Below are 18,550 nucleotides of genomic sequence, written 5' to 3' on the forward strand. Positions count from 1 at the left end.
GGCCCGGTCGCGAGGGCGACGGGGACGAAGCGGGAATATCATGGGGAAGGGCTCGAAAAGCCCGTTCGGAGGGAGTGTCTTGTCCACGTCACGAGTCGATCCGACAGTGGTCTCAGCGGTCTCGCAGCCGGTGCCCGACGAATCCCGATGGCCCGGTCTCGCCACGCCGCCGCATTCGCCGCTGCGGGCGCGCGCGGCCGAGGCGCTCTTCCGGCACGCGGTGAAAACGCTGGACGTGCGGGTGACGTTCCCGGACGGCACGGTGCTCGGCGCGGGCGGCCCGGACGCGCCGGAGATGCGCATCCACCGGCCCGCGGCGTTCTTCCACCGGCTCGGAGCCGACGCGAAGATCGGCTTCGGCGAGGCGTACCTGGTCGGCGACTGGACCGCGGAAGACCTGGCCGGCGTGCTGACGCCGTTCGCCGAGCGGCTCGCCACGCTCGTGCCGCCCTTCCTGCAGCGGTTCCGCCGGTTCGCCGAGCGCATGCAGCCGTCCGCGGAAGAGAACACGATCGAGGGCGCCCGGTCGAACATCCACCGGCACTACGACCTGTCGAACGACCTGTTCAGCGCGTTCCTGGACGAGTCGATGATGTACTCCTCGGCGCTGTTCGGGCCCGGGGACACGCTCACCCAGGCGCAGCACCGCAAGCTCGACAGCGTGCTCGACTACGCCGGCGTGCGCAAAGGCAGCGAGGTGCTGGAAATCGGCACCGGATGGGGCGAGCTGTCCATCCGCGCGGCCTCTCGCGGCGCGAAGGTGACGTCGCTGACCATCTCGCAGGAGCAGAAGGTGCTCGCCGACGCGCGGATCGCCGAGGCGGGCCTGTCCGACCGCGTCGACGTGCGGCTGTGCGACTACCGCGAGGCCACCGGCGAGTACGACTCGGTGGTCAGCGTGGAGATGATCGAGGCGGTCGGCGCGTCCTACTGGCCCACGTTCTTCTCCACGATCGGCAAGCGCCTGCGCCCCGGCGGGCAGTTCGGCCTGCAGGCGATCACCATGGACCACGACCGGATGGAGGCCTCGGCCAAGTCCTACACGTGGATCCACAAGTACGTCTTCCCCGGCGGCATCATCCCGTCGGTGCAGGCGATCGAGGACGGGATGCGCGAGAACACCCGGCTGAAGCTGGCCGGGATGCGCGAGTTCGGCCAGGACTACGCCCGCACGCTCAAGCTGTGGCGGGACCGCTTCCAGCAGCGCTGGGACGACATCCGCGGCTTCGGGTTCGACGACGTGTTCCGGCGGATGTGGGAGTTCTACCTCGCCTACTCCGAGGCCGGGTTCCGGTCGGGGCACCTGAAGGTCCACCAGTTCGGGTTCGCCGACCCGCGCTGACCTCTCCTCCCCCTTCCGGAACAACCCGCGTAGGGTCCCGCACGTCCACCGCAGGAGGACCGTGCAGGATCCTGCGCGGCCACACCCACCGGATCGGGGAGACAGGCCCATGACGTACGGAGGCGACGACGGCAGGCGGCGGATGCCGCCCAGGCCACCGCAGCCCCCCGCACGCCCGCGTCAGCAGCAGCAGCGGGCGCAGATGCTGCCGCTGCCGGGGAGAGGGCAGAGCCCCTACGACGCCCGCACCCGGCCGATGGGCGCGCGCGGCGAGGCCCCCGCTCCGCCGCCCGGACCGCCGAGGCAGGACCCGCCGGAGCACGGCGGCCGCCAGCCGCGGCCGCGCCGTCGCCGCCGGTGGAGCATCGGCAAGATCCTGATGACGCTCCTGATCGTGTTCGTGCTGTTCGTCGGTGCGATCTGGGCGTATCTCGAGTTCTCCATCAACCGGGTGGACGCGATCGGCGACTACTCCGGGCGCCCGGCCGCCGCGTCGGGCACGAACTGGCTGATCGTCGGCTCGGACAGCCGCCAGGGCCTGACCGCGGAGGACGAGGAGCGGCTGGCCACCGGCGACTCCGGCGAGGCGGGCGGGCAGCGCACCGACACGATCATGATCGCGCACCTCCCGGACAACTCGACGAAGCCGACGCTGCTGAGCCTGCCGCGCGACTCGCAGGTGAAGATCCCCGGCCACGGCACGAGCAAGATCAACGCCGCGTTCGCGCTCGGCGGGCCGAAACTGCTGGTCCAGACGGTCGAACAGGCCACCGGGCTGCGGATGGACCACTACGCGGAGATCGGCTTCGGCGGCTTCGCGAAGATCGTCGACGCGATCGGCGGCGTCGACATGTGCATCGACAAGGACATGAACGACCCGATGACCGGCATCGACATCAAGGCGGGCTGCCAGAAGCTCGACGGCCGGTCGGCGCTCGGGTTCGTCCGGATGCGGCACGCGTCCGCGACGCCGCGCTCGGACCTCGACCGGGTCGCGAACCAGCGGAAGTTCATCGGCGCGCTGGTGAGCCAGGTGGCGAGCCCGGGGACGCTGCTGAACCCGTTCGACTTCTTCCCGCTGCTGGGCTCCGCGCCGGACGCGCTGACCATGGACACCGGCGACCACGTGCACAACCTGGTCGGCCTGGCGATCGCGATGCGCGGGATTTCCTCCGACGGCGTCACGACCACGACGATGCCGATCACCGACGCTTCGGCGCAGCACTGGGACAAGAAGAAGTCGGCGCAGCTGTTCGACGCGCTGAAGAACGACACCGAGGTGCCGCCCGACATCGTGATGAACTGACGTTCGCTGGGGACGGCGGCGGGCTTCGCGAAATTCGCGAGCCTGCCGCCGTTTTTGCTGTCAGGATTGCTGGCATGGACACTCTCACCGACGGTGTGATCACCCTCGTTCGCTGGCGCCCGGACCATCGCGACGTGCAGGTGGAGACCGTCGTGGGATCTTTGGACCACCTGGCCGCGTGGATGCCCTGGGCGATCGACGGCTACGACTCCGCCAAGGGGGACGAGTTCCTCGCCCGCGCGGTCGCGCAGTGGGAGAGCGGCGAGGAGTACAACTACGCGATTTTCACGCCGGACGACGAACTGGCGGGCAGTTGCGGCTTGATGCGTCGCGGGGACGGGTGGGAGATCGGGTACTGGCTCGCGAAGTCCCAGACTGGCAAGGGATACGTGACGCGGGCGAGCGCTTTGCTGGTGTCGTTGGCTTGGCGGCTGGACGCCACGCATGTGCTGATCAAGCACGACGAGCGGAACGCCCGCAGCGGCGCGGTTCCGGAGCGGCTGGGGTTTTCCCGGGTGGGGGAGGAGAATGCAGAGGGGCGGCTTCCGTCGGCTTGCAGCGGGGTGAATGTGGTGTGGCGGCTCGATCGGGCCGCTTGAGTGGTTTGCCTGCGGCTTGAGAGCGCCCCAATGTGGCATTGGGTGCGTCTGACGCACCGAATGCCACATTGGGTGCGTCGCATGCACCCAATGCCACATTGGGGAAATCCCGGCCGGAACGGGTACCGAAGAGGTCAGGCGTCCGCTCGCTCCCGAAGCACCTTCAATGCCCGATCCGCATGCGCGGTGAAGTTCAGTTCGCTCTTGATCACGTCCAGCACCCGCCGGTCCTGCCCGATCACGAACGTCTGGCGTTTCGTGTGCAGGGGCAGGATTTTGCGCCACACGCCGAACTGCTTCGCCACCGTGCCGTCCACATCGGACAGCAGCGGATAGTCGAAACCGTGCTTCGCGGAGAACTCGCGCTGTTTGCCGACCGCGTCCGGGCTGATGCCGACCCGTTGCGCGCCCGCCTCGGCGAATTCCGCGGCGAGGTCCCGGAAGTGGCAGCTTTCGGCGGTGCAGCCGCTCGTCATCGCGGCCGGGTAGAAGAACAGCACGACCGGGCCGTCGGCCAGCAGGGCGGACAGGGTGCGTTCGACGCCCTGGTCGTCGGGGAGGGTGAAGTCGGGGGCGAGGTCGCCAGGCTGCATCGGGGAGGGGTCCTTCCGGAAAAGAGGTCGTCGTGCCCGGGGGTTCGGCGCCGGGCGGGCGGCGGATGGGTCAGCTGGCGTGCCGGGCGATCATTTCGTCGACCTCGTCGCCCGTCGCGGACTCCGCTACGAACGAACCCCGCGCCGCCAGCACGCCCTGTTCCCGCAGGCGTGCGGCATGACCGTGGTCGCGCACGCCCTCCGCGCCGATGCGCAGCCCCAGTTCCTTGGCCCGCGTGACCAGCTGTGACAGGTGCCGCACGTCGGTTTCGGCGGGGTCGGGGCCGGCCAGGGCGTCGACGACCGGGCCGCTCAGGATCACGTGTTTCACCGGGAGCTGGTAGCGCGGGATGAGTTCCAGGTCGGACGATCCGGTGATGGTGAGCACGAGCTGGGCACCGAGGTCGGCGAGCACGCTGAACGAGTCCAGCAGTTCGCCCTCGCTGTCGAACATCGACTCGCGGTCGGTGCACAGCCGCAGTGCTCGCGCGGGCAGGCGGTGCCGGTCGAGCTGGTTCTTGACCATCAGCACCAGGTCTTCGTCGGTGGCGAGGCGCTTCGGCAGGCGGATGCACACGTCCGGCGCGGCGGGGCCGTACTGTTCGCGCCAGCGCGCGGTCGCGCCGAGCGATTCCTGCAGCAGCCATTTGCCGAGCGGCACGGTCATTCCGGTGGTCTGCGCGAGCGGGTAGAACTCCTCGGGTCCGAGTTCGCCGCGTTCGGGGTGGCTCCAGAGCAGTCCGGCGTTCACCGCGGCGATCTCGTCCGGCTTCGCGAGTTTGACCGTCGGCTGGTAGATCAGCGAGAACTCGCCGTTCTCCAGCGCGCCGGCGATCACCGCACCGAGCTGGTAGCGGTTGCGGTCCCGTGCGTCGAGCTGCGGGTCGAACAGCATCCACTGCGCCTTGCCCGCTTCCTTGGCGCGGTGCAGCGCCAGTTCGGCCGCGCGCAGCAGGTCGCCGTGGCTGCCTTCGTTCGCCGGGCGCACGACGATCCCGATGCTCGCGCTGACGCCGATGCCGTGTCCGTCGACGTAGACCGGCTCGCTGAGTTCCTCGAGCACCCGGTCGGCCAGCAGGACCGTCTCCTGCCCGGTCAGTTCCGGGCCGCGCAGCAGCACCGCGAAACCGTCACCGGACAGCCGCGCGACGTAGGCCTCGTGCTTGCCGGCGAACACCGCCGTCAGTTTCCGCGAGATCTCCTTCAGCACCTGGTCGCCCATGCCGGCGCCGAGCCCGTCGTTGATCACCTTGAACCCGTCGATGTCCAGGTACAGCAAGGCGATCTCGGAGGAGCCGCCCGAACCGAGCGCGAGTTCGAGCTGGGCGTTGAACGCGGCGCTGTTGGGCAGCCCGGTCAGCGGGTCGTGCAGGTTCTGGTGGCGCAGCCGTTCCCCGAGCAGGTGCAGGTCGTCGTCATCGGCGGCCATGAACACCGGGAAGTACGTGCCCGGCCGGTCGCCGGGCAGCGACGCGAGCGTGACGTTCGTGGTCAGTTCGCCGTCGCGGCTGTGGCCGAGCTGCACGCTCTGCACGGTCCGGCGCGCGTCGGCGGTGAGCGGGAGGCCTTCGAGCGCGGTGCGCAGCCGGGTGGCGTCCTGCGGGCCGGCGGCGAGATCCGCGATGTGCTTGTCCCGCAACGCGGCCGCGGACGTGCCGAGCAACCGGGCCAGCGCGCCGTTCGCCTCGACGACGTTCCCGGCCGGGTCGGTGAGCGCGATGCCGAGCGGCACGGAGGAGAAGAGCGCGGTGAACCGCCGCGTGGCGCCCGCGTCCTCGGGACGCGCGGCGACCTCGCCGGCGAAGTCGAGCAGGATCCGCTCCACCTCGGCGGGAGGGAGCGTTACTCCGTTGGTGTCGGTCAGCGCCGCCGCGTACTTGCGCGCGACGTCGACCAACCCTGGCATGGCACCAGGCTCCGGCACACTCCACCTCTTCATACGCGGACAAAGACCAGCTCAGACCCGGTGCGGAGGATCCGAAGACCCACACTGGGTACGAGTTGGCCGCAAGTGATGCCACGGCATCACGGACCAAACAGGGTGTCTACCGGCTGAACGAGTGATGGGCACTACACAACTGGTGACATCAAGTCACCTTGAGTACACGAAGGTGGCTTGTACTGCAGTTTTGTCTCCAGCTGTCGACCTTTCTGTCCCGCTCGGCGGCCGTCAACGATAGGCCAACCGGGCGGGCAGTCCGTCGGCGGGCACCGGAAGCGAGACGTAGTCCCACTTCGCGACGTAGTCCTCGGGCACCGACCAGCGGTGCGCCCGCAGCAGCTCGTGCATGAGCGCTTTCACCTCCAGGCCGCCGAACTGCAGCCCGATGCACTTGTGCGCGCCGCCGCCGAACGGCATCCATGCGAACCGGTGCGCCTTGTCCTCGCGGCGGTCCGGGCCGAACCGCTCGGGGTCGAAGCGCAGCGGATCGGTCCAGTGCTCGGGGGAGTAGTGGTTCAGCGTCGGCGAAACCGCGACCATGGTGCCTTCCGGCAGGTAATGGCCGAGGACGGCAGTGTCCTTTGTGGTCTTCCGTGCCAGCGACGGCACCGGCGCGCGCAGCCGCAGCGCCTCCTTCATCACCAGATCCAGTGTTTCGAGGCTTTCCAGCGCGTCGAGGTCCGGCAGGTCGTCGCCGAGGCGCAGCGACTCCTCGCGGGCGCGGTCCTGCCATTCCGGGTGTTTCGCGAGGTAGTAGGCCATCGCGCTGGCGGTGATGGTGGTCGTGTCGTGCGCGGCCATCATCAGGAAGATCATGTGGTTGACGATGTCGGCGTCGCTGAACCGGTCGCCGTCCTCGGAAACCGCGTGGCAGAGCGCGGAGAACAGGTCGTCGCCGTCCGCGTCGCGCTTGGCCGCCAGGTTCTCGCCGAAATAGCGCTCCAGCGTCCGCCTGCCGCGCAAACCCGCGGCCCAGCGACCGCCAGGCACCGGATAGCGCACGACGGCGGTACCGGCGCGCACAGCGGCCACGAACGCGCGGTTGATGCGCTCGGCGTCGGAGGCGGAGCGCATGCCCATGAAAACCTGCGTCGCGACGTCCAGCGTCAGCTGCTTGAACGCCCAGTACAGCTGGGGGCGGCCGGAAGGCAGCGCGGCGACGCCCTCGCGCAGCGCCGGACCCATCTGCGCGACGTAGCCGCGAAGCCGGTCGCGCGTGAACGCCTCCTGCATGATCCGCCGGTGCAGGTGGTGCTCGCCGAAATCGAGCAGCATGAGCCCGCGCTCGAAGAACCGCTCGATGAAGAACTTCCAGCCCTCCTGGGAAAACGCCTTGTCCTTGTTCACGAGCGCGGCCTGGGTGGCCTCGGCTCCGGACAGGGTCACGATCCGCTGGCCGAACACCCCCATCCACGACACCGGGCCGAACTGCTCGAAGCGGTGCAGGCTGAAGTCGAGGCCGAACCGCATCCCGTCGAGCGTGTGGCCGATCAGCGGCGGCCCGTCGTCGCCGAGCACCGGTTTCAGGCCGCTGCCCGCCGGGGGCGCCGCGAGTTCGCGGACCGGCCAGCGCGCGCCGAGCCAGCGTTCGTCGAACTTGCGCGGCAACGGGATCGCGGTCAGCGGCGGCATCCGGCCGCGCAGGTTCTCCGACAGCCGCGTGACGCCGTCGCTCCCCGCGTGGGCGACCTTGCCGAGCGCGCCGCCTGCCGCCGGGAGCCTCGTCTTTCCGGTCACGTCCGCCATGGCGACCACCTCCCGGTCAGGGTATCGGCCGCCTCCACGGTCCCGCGTTATTGACGCATTGACAATACCTCGCGGGCCTGCCGTTCGGGTGATCCTCGGACCGGTGCCGGGCAGCGGGCCGTGTTGCCCGGCACCGGGACGGGTCAGCGAGGTTCGGCGCGCAGTTCCCGGGCCGCGCCGACCAGATGCCGCAGCGCCGGCTCGACCTCGGCGTAACTGCGGGTCTTGAGACCGCAGTCCGGATTGATCCACAGCCGGTCCGCCGGGACCGCGCCGAGCGCCGTGCGCACCAAGTCCGCCATCTCGGTCTGGTCCGGCACGCGCGGCGAGTGGATGTCGTACACGCCGGGTCCGACTCCGCGGCCGAAGCCTGCTTCGTTCAGGTCGGCGAGCACCTCCATCTTCGAGCGGGCGGCCTCGATGCTGGTGACGTCGGCGTCAAGGGCGTCGATCGCGGGCAGCACGTCGCCGAATTCCGAGTAGCACATGTGCGTGTGGATCTGCGTCGTTTCCGCGACGCCCGAAGTAGCCAGCCGGAACGCGGGCACTGCCCAGTCGAAGTACGCGTCACGGTCCGCTGCGTGCAGCGGCAGCAACTCGCGCAATGCCGGTTCGTCGACCTGAATGATGCGGATTCCGGCGGCCTCCAGGTCCGCGACCTCGTCCCGGACGGCCAGCGCGACCTGGCGTGCGGTGTCGGCCAGGGGCTGGTCGTCACGGACGAACGACCACGCCAGGATCGTGACCGGGCCGGTCAGCATGCCCTTCACCGGGCGGTCAGTGCGGCTTTGCGCGTACTGCGCCCATTCGACGGTCATCGGTCGCGGCCGGGAGACGTCGCCGAAGAGGATTGGCGGGCGGACGCAACGGGATCCGTACGACTGGACCCAGCCGAGGGCGGTCGCCGCGAAGCCAGTCAGTTGTTCGGCGAAGTACTGGACCATGTCATTGCGCTCGGGTTCGCCATGGACCAGGACGTCTAGGCCCAGGTCTTCCTGCAGCCGTACGACGCGGTCGATTTCGGCGCGCATCGCGGTGCGGTAGGCGGTGTCGTCGATCTTGCCCGCGCGGTGTGCGGCTCGGGCTCGGCGGACCTCGCTGGTTTGCGGGAAGGAGCCGATTGTGGTGGTCGGTAGTGGGGGCAGGTTCAGGGATTTCTGTTGTGCCGCAGCGCGTTCTGCATACGGCGCGCGGACGGTGTCTACTGGGCGGAGTGCGTTGACTCGTGCACGGACGCTGGCGTCGTTGAGTTCGGCGGCTCCGGCTCGGTCGGTGACGGCCGCTCGGGCTGGAGCGAGGTCTGCGGTCTCTCCGCTTAGGGCTCGGCCTAGCAGGACGACCTCGTCCACCTTTTGCTTCGCGAAAGCCAGCCAGTTCTTGAGGCGCGGGGCGAGGTCTGTTTCCGCGTTCACGTCGTAGGGGACGTGAAGTAGCGAGCACGACGTCGAGATGCTCACGCGTGCGGCGGTGTCTCGCAGTTGCGCTGCGCGGGCTAGTGCGACGTCTGGGTCGGTGCGCCAGACATTTCGGCCGTCTACTACTCCGGCTAGGACTTCCTTGTCTCGCAGTGCTCCTTCTGCTGCAACTTTGTCCACAAAGGACTCATCGGTTACCAGGTCCACGGCTATTGCTTCGATGGGGGAGCGGGCCAGGACGCCCAGTGCTCGGCCGAGGCCGCCGAAGTATCCGGCTGCCAGGACCTTCGGGCGGTGGGGTTCCTTGGCCAGCCAGTGGTAGGCGCGGGTGAGTGCGTTGAACTCCGGCGTGGTTCGGTCTGTCGCGAAGGCTGGTTCGTCCAACTGGACCCATTCGACGCCCTCGTCGGCCAGTTTGCCCAGAAGTTCGGCATATGCGGGCAGTAGTTCGTCCAGCAGTTCCAGCGGGGTGAAGCCGGGTTCGGTGGGCTTGGCCAGCAGTAGGAAAGTGACCGGTCCGACGAGTACCGGGCGTGGCGTGATGCCTAGTGCCTTTGCTTCGCGGACTTCGTCGATCGGGGCGGTGCCGGTGAGTGCGAAGCGGGAGTTCGGGCCCAGTTCCGGGACCAGGTAGTGGTAGTTGGTGTCGAACCACTTCGTCATTTCGAGGGCGGGTGCGTCCGGGACTCCTCGCGCGGCGGCGAAGTAGGTGTCCAGCGGGGACAGGCCTAGGCGGGTGAAGCGCTCCGGCAGAGCGCCGAAGAGGGCGGTGGTGTCCAAGACCTGGTCGTAGAGCGAGAAAGTGCTGGACGGGATCGAGCCGAGGCCTTGGTCTCGCAGGGTTGTCCAGGTTTGCTCGCGCAGCTGCCGTCCGGCGGTCAGAAGGCCTTCTTCGGTGGTTTTTCCTGACCAATAGGACTCGAGTGCTCGTTTGAGTTCTCGGGCCGGGCCGATCCGCGGATAGCCCAGAACGGTGGTGCCGATCGTGGTCACAGCAATGCATCCTCACGTGCTCGCCGGAAGAGTCCGGGCACGCGGAAGTCGTGCTTCGGTCGGTGCCCTTCCCGCGAGGCCCGGACTCACGCACGCCGTCGGCGTGCGTGCCAGTGGCAGGTATTCGGACTCGTGGGCGTATCGCTCGTGCCTACCGGCTGTCGCTTCCCAGGCGGGGTGCCCAGTGCTTTACCGCGTTTCGCGGTGACAGCTTTCGTTCCCACATACCGCTGCGGGGCAGTCCCGGAATCGCACCGGGTTCCCTGTTGCCTCGCCGGGACGCGGCTGCGTCCTGGCGAACCAGTGGCGTGGGCGAGCTTAGCGGTTCCGGCTCGTGCGCGGCACAAGCCAGGCTCGCGTCCCGAAGTGCGGGATCGTCACGCCGCTGCCTGCCGGGTCAAGGGATGGGTGGCCAGCGGGGTGATGTCGAAGTCCGCGTACTTCCAGATCGGCAGGCTGGCAAGCGCCTCGTGGAGGGTATCGGCCTCCGGGGCCGTCCAGATGCCGACGTTGGCGCGCCGCCCTGGCAGCCGCCAGAAGTGCCGGAGCACTCCCTGCGCCATCAACTCGCGGCCGCGGGCGTGCTCCCGCGCGATGACGTCCTCGCGTTCGCCGTCCGGCAGCTCGTACACGCGAGACGTGTCGATGCGAATCAGAAAGTCCACGTCGTCCTCCTGGGTCGGTTCGTGCCGCCACGCTATCATCGATATTCGTCGAACATCGAACATATTGGGTACTCTGGTGCCATGGCTCGCCACCTCGACCACCCGGATCCGCGGGACGTCCCGCTCGCGCGCCTGCTGTCGGCGCTGGGCGACCCGGCCCGGCTGCGGATCATGGCGGTGCTGGCGGACCGCGCGGAGCATCCGCGCGGCGATTTCGAGGTCGGCGTGGGGCCGTCCACGCTGAGCCATCACATGAAAACGCTGCGCGAAGCGGGGCTGACCTGGCATCGTCTCGAGGGCACCCGCTGCTTCGTCTCGCTCCGCGAGGAAGCCTTCCGGTGTTTCCCGGACGTCCTGGAAAGCGTGCTGGCGGCGAACGAGACCTCGTGAAACGAAACTCGGCCACGCCCTGGCGAACCAGGAGCGCGGCCGAGTTTCAGCGTCTTTCCCGGAGCGGGATCAGTCCCAGTCGAGGGCACCGCCGGACTGGTATTCGATGACGCGGGTTTCGAAGAAGTTCTTTTCCTTCTTCAGGTCCATCGCCTCGGACATCCACGGGAACGGGTTTTCGTTCTCGCCGTAGATCGGGGTGAGGCCGATCTGCTGGGCGCGCCGGTCGGTGATGAAGTGCATGTACTGCTCGCACAGGTCAGCCGACAGGCCGAGCATGCCGCGCGGCATGGTGTCTCGGGCGTACTTCACCTCGAGCTCGCACGCGTCCTGCAGCATTCCGCGCACCTCGGCCTGGAACTCTTCGGTCCACAGGTGCGGGTTCTCGATCTTGATCTGGTTGATGCAGTCGATGCCGAAGTTCAGGTGGATCGACTCGTCGCGCAGGATGTACTGGTACTGCTCGGCGATGCCGACCATCTTGTTCCGCCGGCCCAGCGACAGGATCTGCGCGAAACCGGTGTAGAACCACATGCCCTCGAAGATCACGTAGAACGCCACGAGGTCGCGCAGGAACGCCTGGTCGGCTTCCGGCGTGCCGGTCTCGAAGTCCGGGTTCTCCAGGTTCTGCGTGTACTTCAGCGCCCACGCGTCCTTGTCTGAAATGGACGGGACCTCGCGGTACATGTTGAACAGCTCGCCCTCGACCAGGCCGAGGCTTTCGCAGATGTACTGGAAGGTGTGCGTGTGCACGGCCTCCTCGAACGCCTGGCGCAGCAGGTACTGGCGGCACTCCGGGTTCGTGATCTGGCGGTACACCGCGAGCACGATGTTGTTGGCCACCAAGGACTCCGCCGTGGCGAAGAAGCCGAGGTTGCGCTTGAGCATCTGCCGCTCGTCCTCGGTGAGGCCGTCCGGCGACTTCCACAGCGCGATGTCGGCCTGCATCGCGACCTCGGTCGGCATCCAGTGGTTGTTGCACGCCGCGAGGTACTTGTCCCACGCCCACCGGTACTTCATCGGCAGCAGCTGGTTGACGTCGGCGCGCGCGTTGATCATGCGCTTGTCGTCGACGTTGATCCGGGCCGCGCCGACCTCGATCTCGCCGAGGCCGGTCGCGTCCGTCGTTTCCACGTTCGTCATGGTTCAGGAATTCCTTACTGGCAGGCTTCGCAGTCGGGGTCGTCGATCCGGCAGGCAGCGCCCTCGGTGGCGACGAAGTCGACGTCGGTCTTCGGCATCTCCTTCGGCTCCGCCGGGACGGCCGCGGCGGGCGACGGCGACGGCGCGGGAGAAGCGGCCGGAACCGCGGCGGACGGCGACGGCGACGGTGCCGGGGAAGGCGCGGCGGCCGGAGCGGCGGCAGCCGGAGCGGCCGGGGCGGGGGTGGCGGAGACGGCGTTCAGCTTGCCGTCGGTGCCGCGCAGGGTGCTCTTCTCCACGTGCGTCGCGGACTGCGCCCGCAGGTAGTACGTGGTCTTGAGGCCCTTGTGCCAGGCGTAGCGGTACAGCTCGTCGAGCTTGCGGCCGCTCGGTGCCGCGATGTACAGGTTCAGCGACTGCGCCTGGTCGATCCACTTCTGCCGCACCGAACCGGCGTCCACGATCCACTTCGACTCGATCTCGAAGGCGGTCGCGTACAGCGCCTTGAGGTCGTCCGGAACGCGGTCGATCTGGCCGAGGCTGCCGTCGAAGTACTTGAGGTCGCTGACCATGACCTCGTCCCACAGGCCGCGCGCCTTGAGGCTCTTGACCAGGTGCGGGTTGACGACGGTGAAGTCGCCGGACATGTTCGACTTGACGTACAGGTTCTGGAACAGCGGCTCGATCGACTGGCCGACGCCGGAGATGTTGGAGATCGTCGCGGTCGGCGCGATCGCCATCACGTTCGAGTTGCGCATGCCGACGGTCTTGACGCGCTCGCGCAGCGGGGCCCAGTCCAGCGTCGTGGAGGTGTCGACGTCGAGGCCGTCGCCCTGGCGGGCGTCGATGAGCAGCTGCATCGAGTCGATCGGCAGGATTCCCTTGCTCCACAAGGAACCCTCGAACGTCTGGTACTGGCCGCGCTCCTCGGCGAGGTCGGTCGAGGCCGAGATCGCGTAGTAGGAGAGGTGCTCCATCGACACGTCGGCGAACTTCACCGCGTCGGCGGACGCGAACGGCACGCCCAGCTCGAACAGCGCGTCCTGGAAGCCCATGATGCCCAGGCCGACCGGACGGTGGCGCAGGTTGGAGCGCCGCGCCTCCGGGATCGTGTAGAAGTTGATGTCGATCACGTTGTCGAGCATGCGGACCGCGGTGCGCACGGTCTTCTCGAGCCGCTCAGTGTCCAAACCGGACGGAGTGACGTGCTTGAGCAGGTTCACCGAGCCGAGGTTGCAGACCGCGACCTCTTCGGTGTTCGTGTTCAGCGTGATCTCGGTGCACAGGTTGGACGAGTGCACGACGCCGACGTGCTGCTGCGGCGAACGCAGGTTGCACGGGTCTTTGAAGGTGATCCACGGGTGGCCGGTCTCGAACAGCATGGTCAGCATCCGCCGCCACAGCTCGACCGCGCGGACCTTGCGGAACACCTTGATCTCGCCGCGCGCGGCGGCCGCCTCGTACTCGCGGTAGCGCTGCGCGAACGCGTTGCCGTAGAGGTCGTGCAGGTCCGGCGTCTCGTTCGGGGAGAACAGCGTCCACTCGGCGTTCGCCTCGACGCGGCGCAGGAACTCGTCCGGGACCCAGTTGGCGGTGTTCATGTCGTGCGTGCGCCGCCGGTCGTCGCCGGTGTTCTTGCGCAGGTCGAGGAATTCCTCGATGTCGACGTGCCAGGTCTCCAGGTACGCGCACGCCGCGCCCTTGCGCTTGCCGCCCTGGTTGACCGCGACCGCGGTGTCGTTGGCGATCTTCAGGAACGGCACGACGCCCTGGGACTGGCCGTTGGTGCCCTTGATGTGCGCGCCGAGGCCGCGGACCGGGGTCCAGTCGTTGCCGAGGCCGCCCGAGTACTTCGCCAGCAGCGCGTTGTTCTTGTACGCCTGGAAAATCGAGTCCAGGTCGTCGTCCACCGTGGTCAGGAAGCAGGACGACAGCTGGGCGCGGTTGGTGCCGCTGTTGAACAGCGTCGGGGTGGACGCCATGAAGTGGAACGTCGACAGCAGCTCGTAGAACTCGATCGCGCGGGCTTCGCGGTCGTCCTCGCGGATCGCGAGGCCCATCGCGACGCGCATGAAGAACGCCTGCGGCAGCTCGAACCGGACGCCGTTGTGGTGCTGGAAGTACCGGTCGTACAGGGTCTGCAGGCCGAGGAAGCCGAAGTCGAGGTCGCGCTCGGCGTGGATGGCGGCGGTGATCTTGTCCAGGTCGAAGCGCAGCAGTTCGCCGTCGACCAGTTCCAGTTCGACCGCGCGGCGCAGGTAGGCGCGGAAGTACGCCGGGTATTCGGCCGCCATCTCGTCCTGGCTGGCCTGGCGCGGCTTCTGCGCGAGGTAGCTCAGCGCCTCGCCGCGCAGCTTGTCCAGCAGCAGGCGGGCGGACACGAACGAGTAGTTCGGCTCCTGCTCGACGAGCACGCGCGCGGCCATGATCTGCGCGAGCGCCAGTTCGTCGGCGGTGATGCCGTCGTAGAGGTTGCGCTTGGCCTCGGCCAGCACCGGCTCGGCGGAGACGTCCTCGAGCCCGGCGACGGCCTCGCCGACGACGTGCGAAACGCGCGCCCAGTCGAGCGGGCGCAGCGTCCCGTCGGCGCCCTTGACGCTCAGCGCGACCTCGGCGGACGCCGGCGCGGCGGCCTCGCGGGCCTTCGTGCGCTCGTCGCGGTAGAGCACGTAGGCGCGGGCGACCTTGTGGTGCTCGCCGCGCATGAGGGCGAGTTCGACCTGGTCCTGGATCTGCTCGATGTGCAGCGCGGTCTCCGGGCCGGTGTGGCGCAGCAGCGCCGCCTCGACCTGCCCGGTCAGCTCCGCGACCACGTGGTGCACGCGGGAGGACGCGGCGGCGTCGCCGCCCTCGACCGCGAGGAAGGCCTTGGTCAGCGCCACCGAGATCTTGCCCGCGTCGAAGGGCGAGACGCTTCCGTCCCGCCGGATGACGCGGACCGCGCTCGGGGCCCCCTCCGCCGCCGACGGCGGCCGCTGACCGGTTTCCACTGACATGCGTGTCTCCAACAGTTCCTCGAAATGGGCGCGTTCGAGCGGCACACGGCCGGTCAAGGCCATGCGCTGCGGTTTCGGCGAAACAGCCCGGCCGCCCTCTTCAAGCGGTCTCCCCGTCGCTGGGGGCTGCCGGTTCCCAGAGACTACATGTTGGGGTGGGGGCTCGCACGGGCCCCAAGGTATGGCGTGTCGGTCTCACCCTGGCGGGTTATCCGATCACCGAGGGCAAGATCCGAAACGGAGCCTCGTGGCACCCAGTGCGGCACTGGCCACGGGCCGTTTCCCGGCGAGATACGCCAGCGGCCCGGCCGGGTTGACCGACCAGTCGGCGGCCGCCGCGCGGGGCTTCGAACGCCACTCGACCGGGGTACGCAACGGGGTGCCGCCGCGGTCCTGAGCGATCTCGAAGCGTACCGGGAGCGTGATCGGGAGCCCAAGGCGCGGGGTGAAGGCGGCGGTGGCGATCCAGTCGTCGGAGGTCGCCGCGGTGAAGGTGCGTCCGCCGGTGAAGGCGAAGGACGCGAGTTCCTTCGGGATGCCCCACAGTTCGCGCCCGCCCGCGCGCGAGACCTCGCTGTCGACCCAGATGTCGGTGATCGACGCGGCGAGCCCGCGGCCGCGCACAGCGACGCAGGAGAGGAGTTCGTGGTAGCTCAGCTGGCCGGACGGCAGGTAGTCGATCCAAGCGGTGAACACGGCGGCCTGCTTGCCCAGGAGCAGCGGTTCGGCGCCGGCGGGCAAGGCGGGCAGTTCGTCGACGGGGACCCGCCACATCGAGATGCACGCGTCGGCGGCGAGGTGCCACGGTTCGGGCGGGTACTCGGTCATTCGGTGATCCATGGCAGGTAAGGCGGCAGATCGCGGTCCACGCGCAAGGGGAACTCCGGCGGGCGTTTCTGGAAGAACGAGGCGATGCCCTCGACGGCGTCGGGGTTCGAGCCCAGCTGGGAGATGAGCTTCGAGTCCACCTGGTGGACGTCGAACGGAGACGGGGCCGAGGCCATCCGGTAGAGCAACTGCCGGGTGACCGCTACCGCGACCGGCGCGGTCGTTTCGGCGATCTCCCTCGCCTTGGCTTGGGCTTGGGCGAGGACTTCCCCGGGGTCGTGGATCTGGTGGACGAGTCCGGCCTGGAGCGCCTCGTCGGGTCCGAAGAGCCGTCCGCTGACCATCCAGTCGACGGCCGCGCCCATCCCGACGAGGCGGGGGAGGAACCACGCGGACGCGCCTTCGGGGTAGATGCCGCGGCGGGTGAAGACGAAGCCGAACTTGGAGTCGGTGGAGGCGAACCGGTAGTCGCAGGACAGCGTGATGGTGATGCCCGCGCCGACGGACGCCCCGCGCAACGCGGCGAGCACCGGTTTGTTCATGGTGAAGATCCGCTTCGACACGCGGCCGGCCGGTTCCTGCCAGTCGTCCGGCGGGCGGTCGCCGAAGTCGAAGCCGCCGGAGGAGAGGTCGGCCCCGACGGAGAAGTCCTTGCCGGTGGTGCCGAGCACGACGGCGCGGACGTCCTCGTCCCGGTCGGCGCGGTCGAGGGCGTGGGCGAGTTCGTCGGCCATCCGGGTCGTGTAGCCGTTGCGGGCTTCGGGCCGGTCGAGCAGGACGGTCGCGACCTTGGCGGCGACCTCGTAGGCGATCTCCGCGTAGGAGTCCATGGGAGGACGGTAGGGGGCTTGTTTTCGCGGTGTCAATATCGGTGGGGTCCGCCTCGTCGCCTGGCGGCGACATTGCGCACGGGTGGTTGCGTGGGGCACCCCGAAGGTTGATTGTGCTGACGGTTCGGGGGTGCTTGTCAAGGCGGGAAAGATGCCTTGACAAGCACCCCCGAACCGCAGGGAGGCTTCGTGTCGGGGTGCGGGGGAGGGCTGGGTGCCTCGATGTTTGGGGTGCATCGGCTGCGGGTTCTCGGGTGGGGCTTGCGCCCCAATGTGGCGTTCGTTGCGTCAGATGCACCCAATGCCGCTGTGAGGATGTGGGGGTGCGGGGTCACTGGTCCGGTTTGACTCGAAATGCCACCGACCGTGGTGTCTGGCCAATGATCTGTCGGCCGGTCCGGTGACCCCGCTTGTCCTCACCGGGCGCGGGGTTGTGACCTGATAGGAGCCTGTAGCCGCAGGCCGCTGATCACAGTGTTGTCCGCTCGCCGCGGTCCGGTGGGGCGCCGTTGCCCGCCCAGAGCCCTCCGAGAAGGAACGACACCGATCAGCATGGCAAACCACACGCCGGAATCCCACCCCGCCCCCGAGCCGGGCGGGGTCGTCGCGGGAGTGGACACCCACCGCGACTTCCACTGGGCCGCGGCCCGCGACGCCCTGGGCCGGGTGCTGGGAACCCGCCGGTTCCCCGCGACCCGCGCCGGTTACCAGGCGCTGCTGGCCTGGCTGACCGGGTTCGGCCCGATCGCCGCGGCCGGGGTGGAAGGCACCGGCTCCTACGGAGCCGGACTGACCCGCTACCTGCTCGCCGAGAACGTGCACGTCGTGGAAGTCGCCCGGCCGAACCGGCAGAAACGCCGCCTGAAAGGCAAAACCGACCCCCTCGACGCCCTCAACGCCGCCGCCGCAGTGCAGTCCGGCGACGCCACCGCCGCCCCGAAAGTCCGCACCGGGCCGATCGAATCGGTCCGCGTGCTGCGCAACACCCGCGACGCCCTGGTCAAAGCCCGCACCGCGCTCTGGAACACCCTGCGCGCCACCCTCGTCACCGCACCCGACGACCTGCGCGAACGCCTGCACAACCTCGCCCCGGCCGCGCTGCTGCCGGCCTGCCAGGCCCTCGCGGCCGCCCCCGCCGCCACCGGCGCCGCCCCCGGCCGCGCCCTGCTCGACTCCGCCCTGGGCACCCGCATCGCCCTGCACGAACTGGCCGCCGCGATCCACCGCCACAACCAGGCCCTCGCCGCGCTCGACACCCAGCTCGCCGCCCTGACCGCCCTGATCGCGCCCCGCACCCTCGCCCGCCACGGCCTCGGCCCCGACACCACCGGCCAGCTCCTGGTCACCGCCGGAGACAACCCCGACCGGCTCCGCAGCGAACCCGCCTTCGCCATGCTCACCGGCGCCGCACCACAACAAGCCAGCTCCGGGCTCACCGACCGGCACCGCCTCAACCGCGGCGGCGACCGCCACGCCAACGCCGCCCTCTACCGCGTCGTCCTCACCCGCATGGCCACCCACCAACCCACCCGCGACTACGTCACCGCACACCGAACACCCAACCGCAGCAACGGAAAACACGTCATCCGCATGCTCAAACGCTACGTCGCCCGCGAAATCTACCCACACCTCACAGCCGACCTCGCCGCACTCCACCACCTCACCCCTTGACAAACCATAGGAGCATCATTGGGGCGGCGTCCCGGTGGTTGGCGGGGCGGTCCGTGAAGGGCTCCTTGAGGGAATCAGAGTCCGTGAAGGG

Annotated in this window: 14 protein-coding genes and 1 riboswitch; of the genes, 5 read left to right on the top strand and 9 right to left on the bottom strand. The window is 68.9% G+C overall.

The window, feature by feature from the left end; genetic code table 11:
• Positions 1-79 precede the first annotated feature (79 nt).
• The 3 genes from PUT80_RS27020 (at position 80) to PUT80_RS27030 (ending at position 3,247) form a co-directional block, all read left to right on the top strand.
• Positions 80-1,342, top strand: coding sequence for a cyclopropane-fatty-acyl-phospholipid synthase family protein (locus PUT80_RS27020; protein WP_051729088.1), 1,263 nt, complete (start codon positions 80-82; stop codon positions 1,340-1,342).
• Between the two features lie 109 nt (positions 1,343-1,451).
• Positions 1,452-2,648 (top strand): LCP family protein, encoded by a 1,197-nt coding sequence (locus PUT80_RS27025; protein WP_275293913.1) that lies wholly within the window; start codon positions 1,452-1,454, stop codon positions 2,646-2,648.
• Positions 2,649-2,722: 74 nt separating this feature from the next.
• Positions 2,723-3,247: a GNAT family N-acetyltransferase gene (locus PUT80_RS27030; RefSeq protein ID WP_275293914.1), complete on the top strand. Its 525-nt coding sequence runs from the start codon at positions 2,723-2,725 to the stop codon at positions 3,245-3,247.
• A 134-nt stretch (positions 3,248-3,381) separates the two neighbouring features.
• Here the strand turns inward: PUT80_RS27030 and PUT80_RS27035 are convergent, their stop codons facing one another.
• The 5 genes from PUT80_RS27035 to PUT80_RS27055 all read right to left on the bottom strand — a co-directional run bounded on the left by PUT80_RS27035 (position 3,382) and on the right by PUT80_RS27055 (position 10,601).
• Positions 3,382-3,840, bottom strand: coding sequence for a peroxiredoxin (locus PUT80_RS27035; protein WP_275293915.1), 459 nt, complete (start codon positions 3,838-3,840; stop codon positions 3,382-3,384).
• 70 nt (positions 3,841-3,910) lie between these two features.
• On the bottom strand, positions 3,911-5,746 hold the full coding sequence (locus tag PUT80_RS27040; protein WP_275293916.1) for a diguanylate cyclase: 1,836 nt from the start codon (positions 5,744-5,746) through the stop codon (positions 3,911-3,913).
• Between the two features lie 264 nt (positions 5,747-6,010).
• Positions 6,011-7,414, bottom strand: coding sequence for a cytochrome P450 (locus PUT80_RS27045; RefSeq protein WP_134663625.1), 1,404 nt, complete (start codon positions 7,412-7,414; stop codon positions 6,011-6,013).
• A 257-nt stretch (positions 7,415-7,671) separates the two neighbouring features.
• Positions 7,672-9,936, bottom strand: coding sequence for a 5-methyltetrahydropteroyltriglutamate--homocysteine S-methyltransferase (gene metE, locus PUT80_RS27050; RefSeq protein WP_275293917.1), 2,265 nt, complete (start codon positions 9,934-9,936; stop codon positions 7,672-7,674).
• A 114-nt stretch (positions 9,937-10,050) separates the two neighbouring features.
• Positions 10,051-10,239: riboswitch (cobalamin riboswitch) on the bottom strand.
• 74 nt (positions 10,240-10,313) lie between these two features.
• Positions 10,314-10,601 carry a muconolactone Delta-isomerase family protein gene (locus tag PUT80_RS27055; RefSeq protein WP_275293918.1) on the bottom strand — a complete coding sequence of 96 codons (288 nt, stop codon included), beginning with the start codon at positions 10,599-10,601 and terminating at the stop codon, positions 10,314-10,316.
• Positions 10,602-10,682: 81 nt separating this feature from the next.
• Here PUT80_RS27055 and PUT80_RS27060 point away from each other — a divergent pair, with 81 nt between their 5' ends.
• A complete protein-coding gene (locus tag PUT80_RS27060; RefSeq protein ID WP_275293919.1) occupies positions 10,683-10,991 on the top strand; it encodes a metalloregulator ArsR/SmtB family transcription factor in 309 nt (102 codons plus the stop codon).
• A 69-nt stretch (positions 10,992-11,060) separates the two neighbouring features.
• On the opposite strand, the gene PUT80_RS27065 is transcribed toward PUT80_RS27060, so the two are convergent.
• The 4 genes from PUT80_RS27065 to PUT80_RS27080 all read right to left on the bottom strand — a co-directional run bounded on the left by PUT80_RS27065 (position 11,061) and on the right by PUT80_RS27080 (position 16,788).
• Complete coding sequence (locus tag PUT80_RS27065) at positions 11,061-12,134, bottom strand: ribonucleotide-diphosphate reductase subunit beta (protein WP_134663605.1); 1,074 nt, start codon at positions 12,132-12,134, stop codon at positions 11,061-11,063.
• Between the two features lie 14 nt (positions 12,135-12,148).
• The gene (locus tag PUT80_RS27070) at positions 12,149-15,130 is read right to left on the bottom strand and encodes a ribonucleoside-diphosphate reductase subunit alpha (protein ID WP_134730884.1); all 2,982 of its coding nucleotides are present in this window, start codon (positions 15,128-15,130) and stop codon (positions 12,149-12,151) included.
• A 216-nt stretch (positions 15,131-15,346) separates the two neighbouring features.
• Complete coding sequence (locus tag PUT80_RS27075; RefSeq protein ID WP_275293920.1) at positions 15,347-15,958, bottom strand: acetoacetate decarboxylase family protein; 612 nt, start codon at positions 15,956-15,958, stop codon at positions 15,347-15,349.
• The gene (locus PUT80_RS27080; protein ID WP_275293921.1) at positions 15,955-16,788 is read right to left on the bottom strand and encodes an enoyl-CoA hydratase-related protein; all 834 of its coding nucleotides are present in this window, start codon (positions 16,786-16,788) and stop codon (positions 15,955-15,957) included. Before PUT80_RS27080 ends, PUT80_RS27075 begins: the two co-directional genes overlap by 4 nt.
• 552 nt (positions 16,789-17,340) lie before the next feature.
• Between PUT80_RS27080 and PUT80_RS27085 the strand changes: the two genes are divergently transcribed.
• Positions 17,341-18,459 (top strand): IS110 family transposase, encoded by a 1,119-nt coding sequence (locus PUT80_RS27085; RefSeq protein WP_275293922.1) that lies wholly within the window; start codon positions 17,341-17,343, stop codon positions 18,457-18,459.
• The last annotated feature ends 91 nt before the right edge of the window (positions 18,460-18,550 follow it).

It is taken from the genome of Amycolatopsis sp. La24, assembly GCF_029087445.1.
In the GTDB taxonomy this organism is placed as follows: Bacteria; Actinomycetota; Actinomycetes; order Mycobacteriales; family Pseudonocardiaceae; genus Amycolatopsis; species Amycolatopsis nivea.

Coding starts and splice junctions, on each gene's coding strand:
- PUT80_RS27025 (WP_275293913.1), top strand. CDS start 1,452: ATGACGTACGGAGGCGACGACGGCAGGCGGCGGATGCCGCCCAGGCCA.
- PUT80_RS27030 (WP_275293914.1), top strand. CDS start 2,723: ATGGACACTCTCACCGACGGTGTGATCACCCTCGTTCGCTGGCGCCCG.
- PUT80_RS27035 (WP_275293915.1), bottom strand. CDS start 3,840: ATGCAGCCTGGCGACCTCGCCCCCGACTTCACCCTCCCCGACGACCAG.
- PUT80_RS27040 (WP_275293916.1), bottom strand. CDS start 5,746: ATGCCAGGGTTGGTCGACGTCGCGCGCAAGTACGCGGCGGCGCTGACC.
- PUT80_RS27045 (WP_134663625.1), bottom strand. CDS start 7,414: ATGCCGCCGCTGACCGCGATCCCGTTGCCGCGCAAGTTCGACGAACGC.
- PUT80_RS27060 (WP_275293919.1), top strand. CDS start 10,683: ATGGCTCGCCACCTCGACCACCCGGATCCGCGGGACGTCCCGCTCGCG.
- PUT80_RS27065 (WP_134663605.1), bottom strand. CDS start 12,134: ATGACGAACGTGGAAACGACGGACGCGACCGGCCTCGGCGAGATCGAG.
- PUT80_RS27070 (WP_134730884.1), bottom strand. CDS start 15,130: ATGTCAGTGGAAACCGGTCAGCGGCCGCCGTCGGCGGCGGAGGGGGCC.
- PUT80_RS27075 (WP_275293920.1), bottom strand. CDS start 15,958: ATGACCGAGTACCCGCCCGAACCGTGGCACCTCGCCGCCGACGCGTGC.
- PUT80_RS27080 (WP_275293921.1), bottom strand. CDS start 16,788: ATGGACTCCTACGCGGAGATCGCCTACGAGGTCGCCGCCAAGGTCGCG.
- PUT80_RS27085 (WP_275293922.1), top strand. CDS start 17,341: ATGGCAAACCACACGCCGGAATCCCACCCCGCCCCCGAGCCGGGCGGG.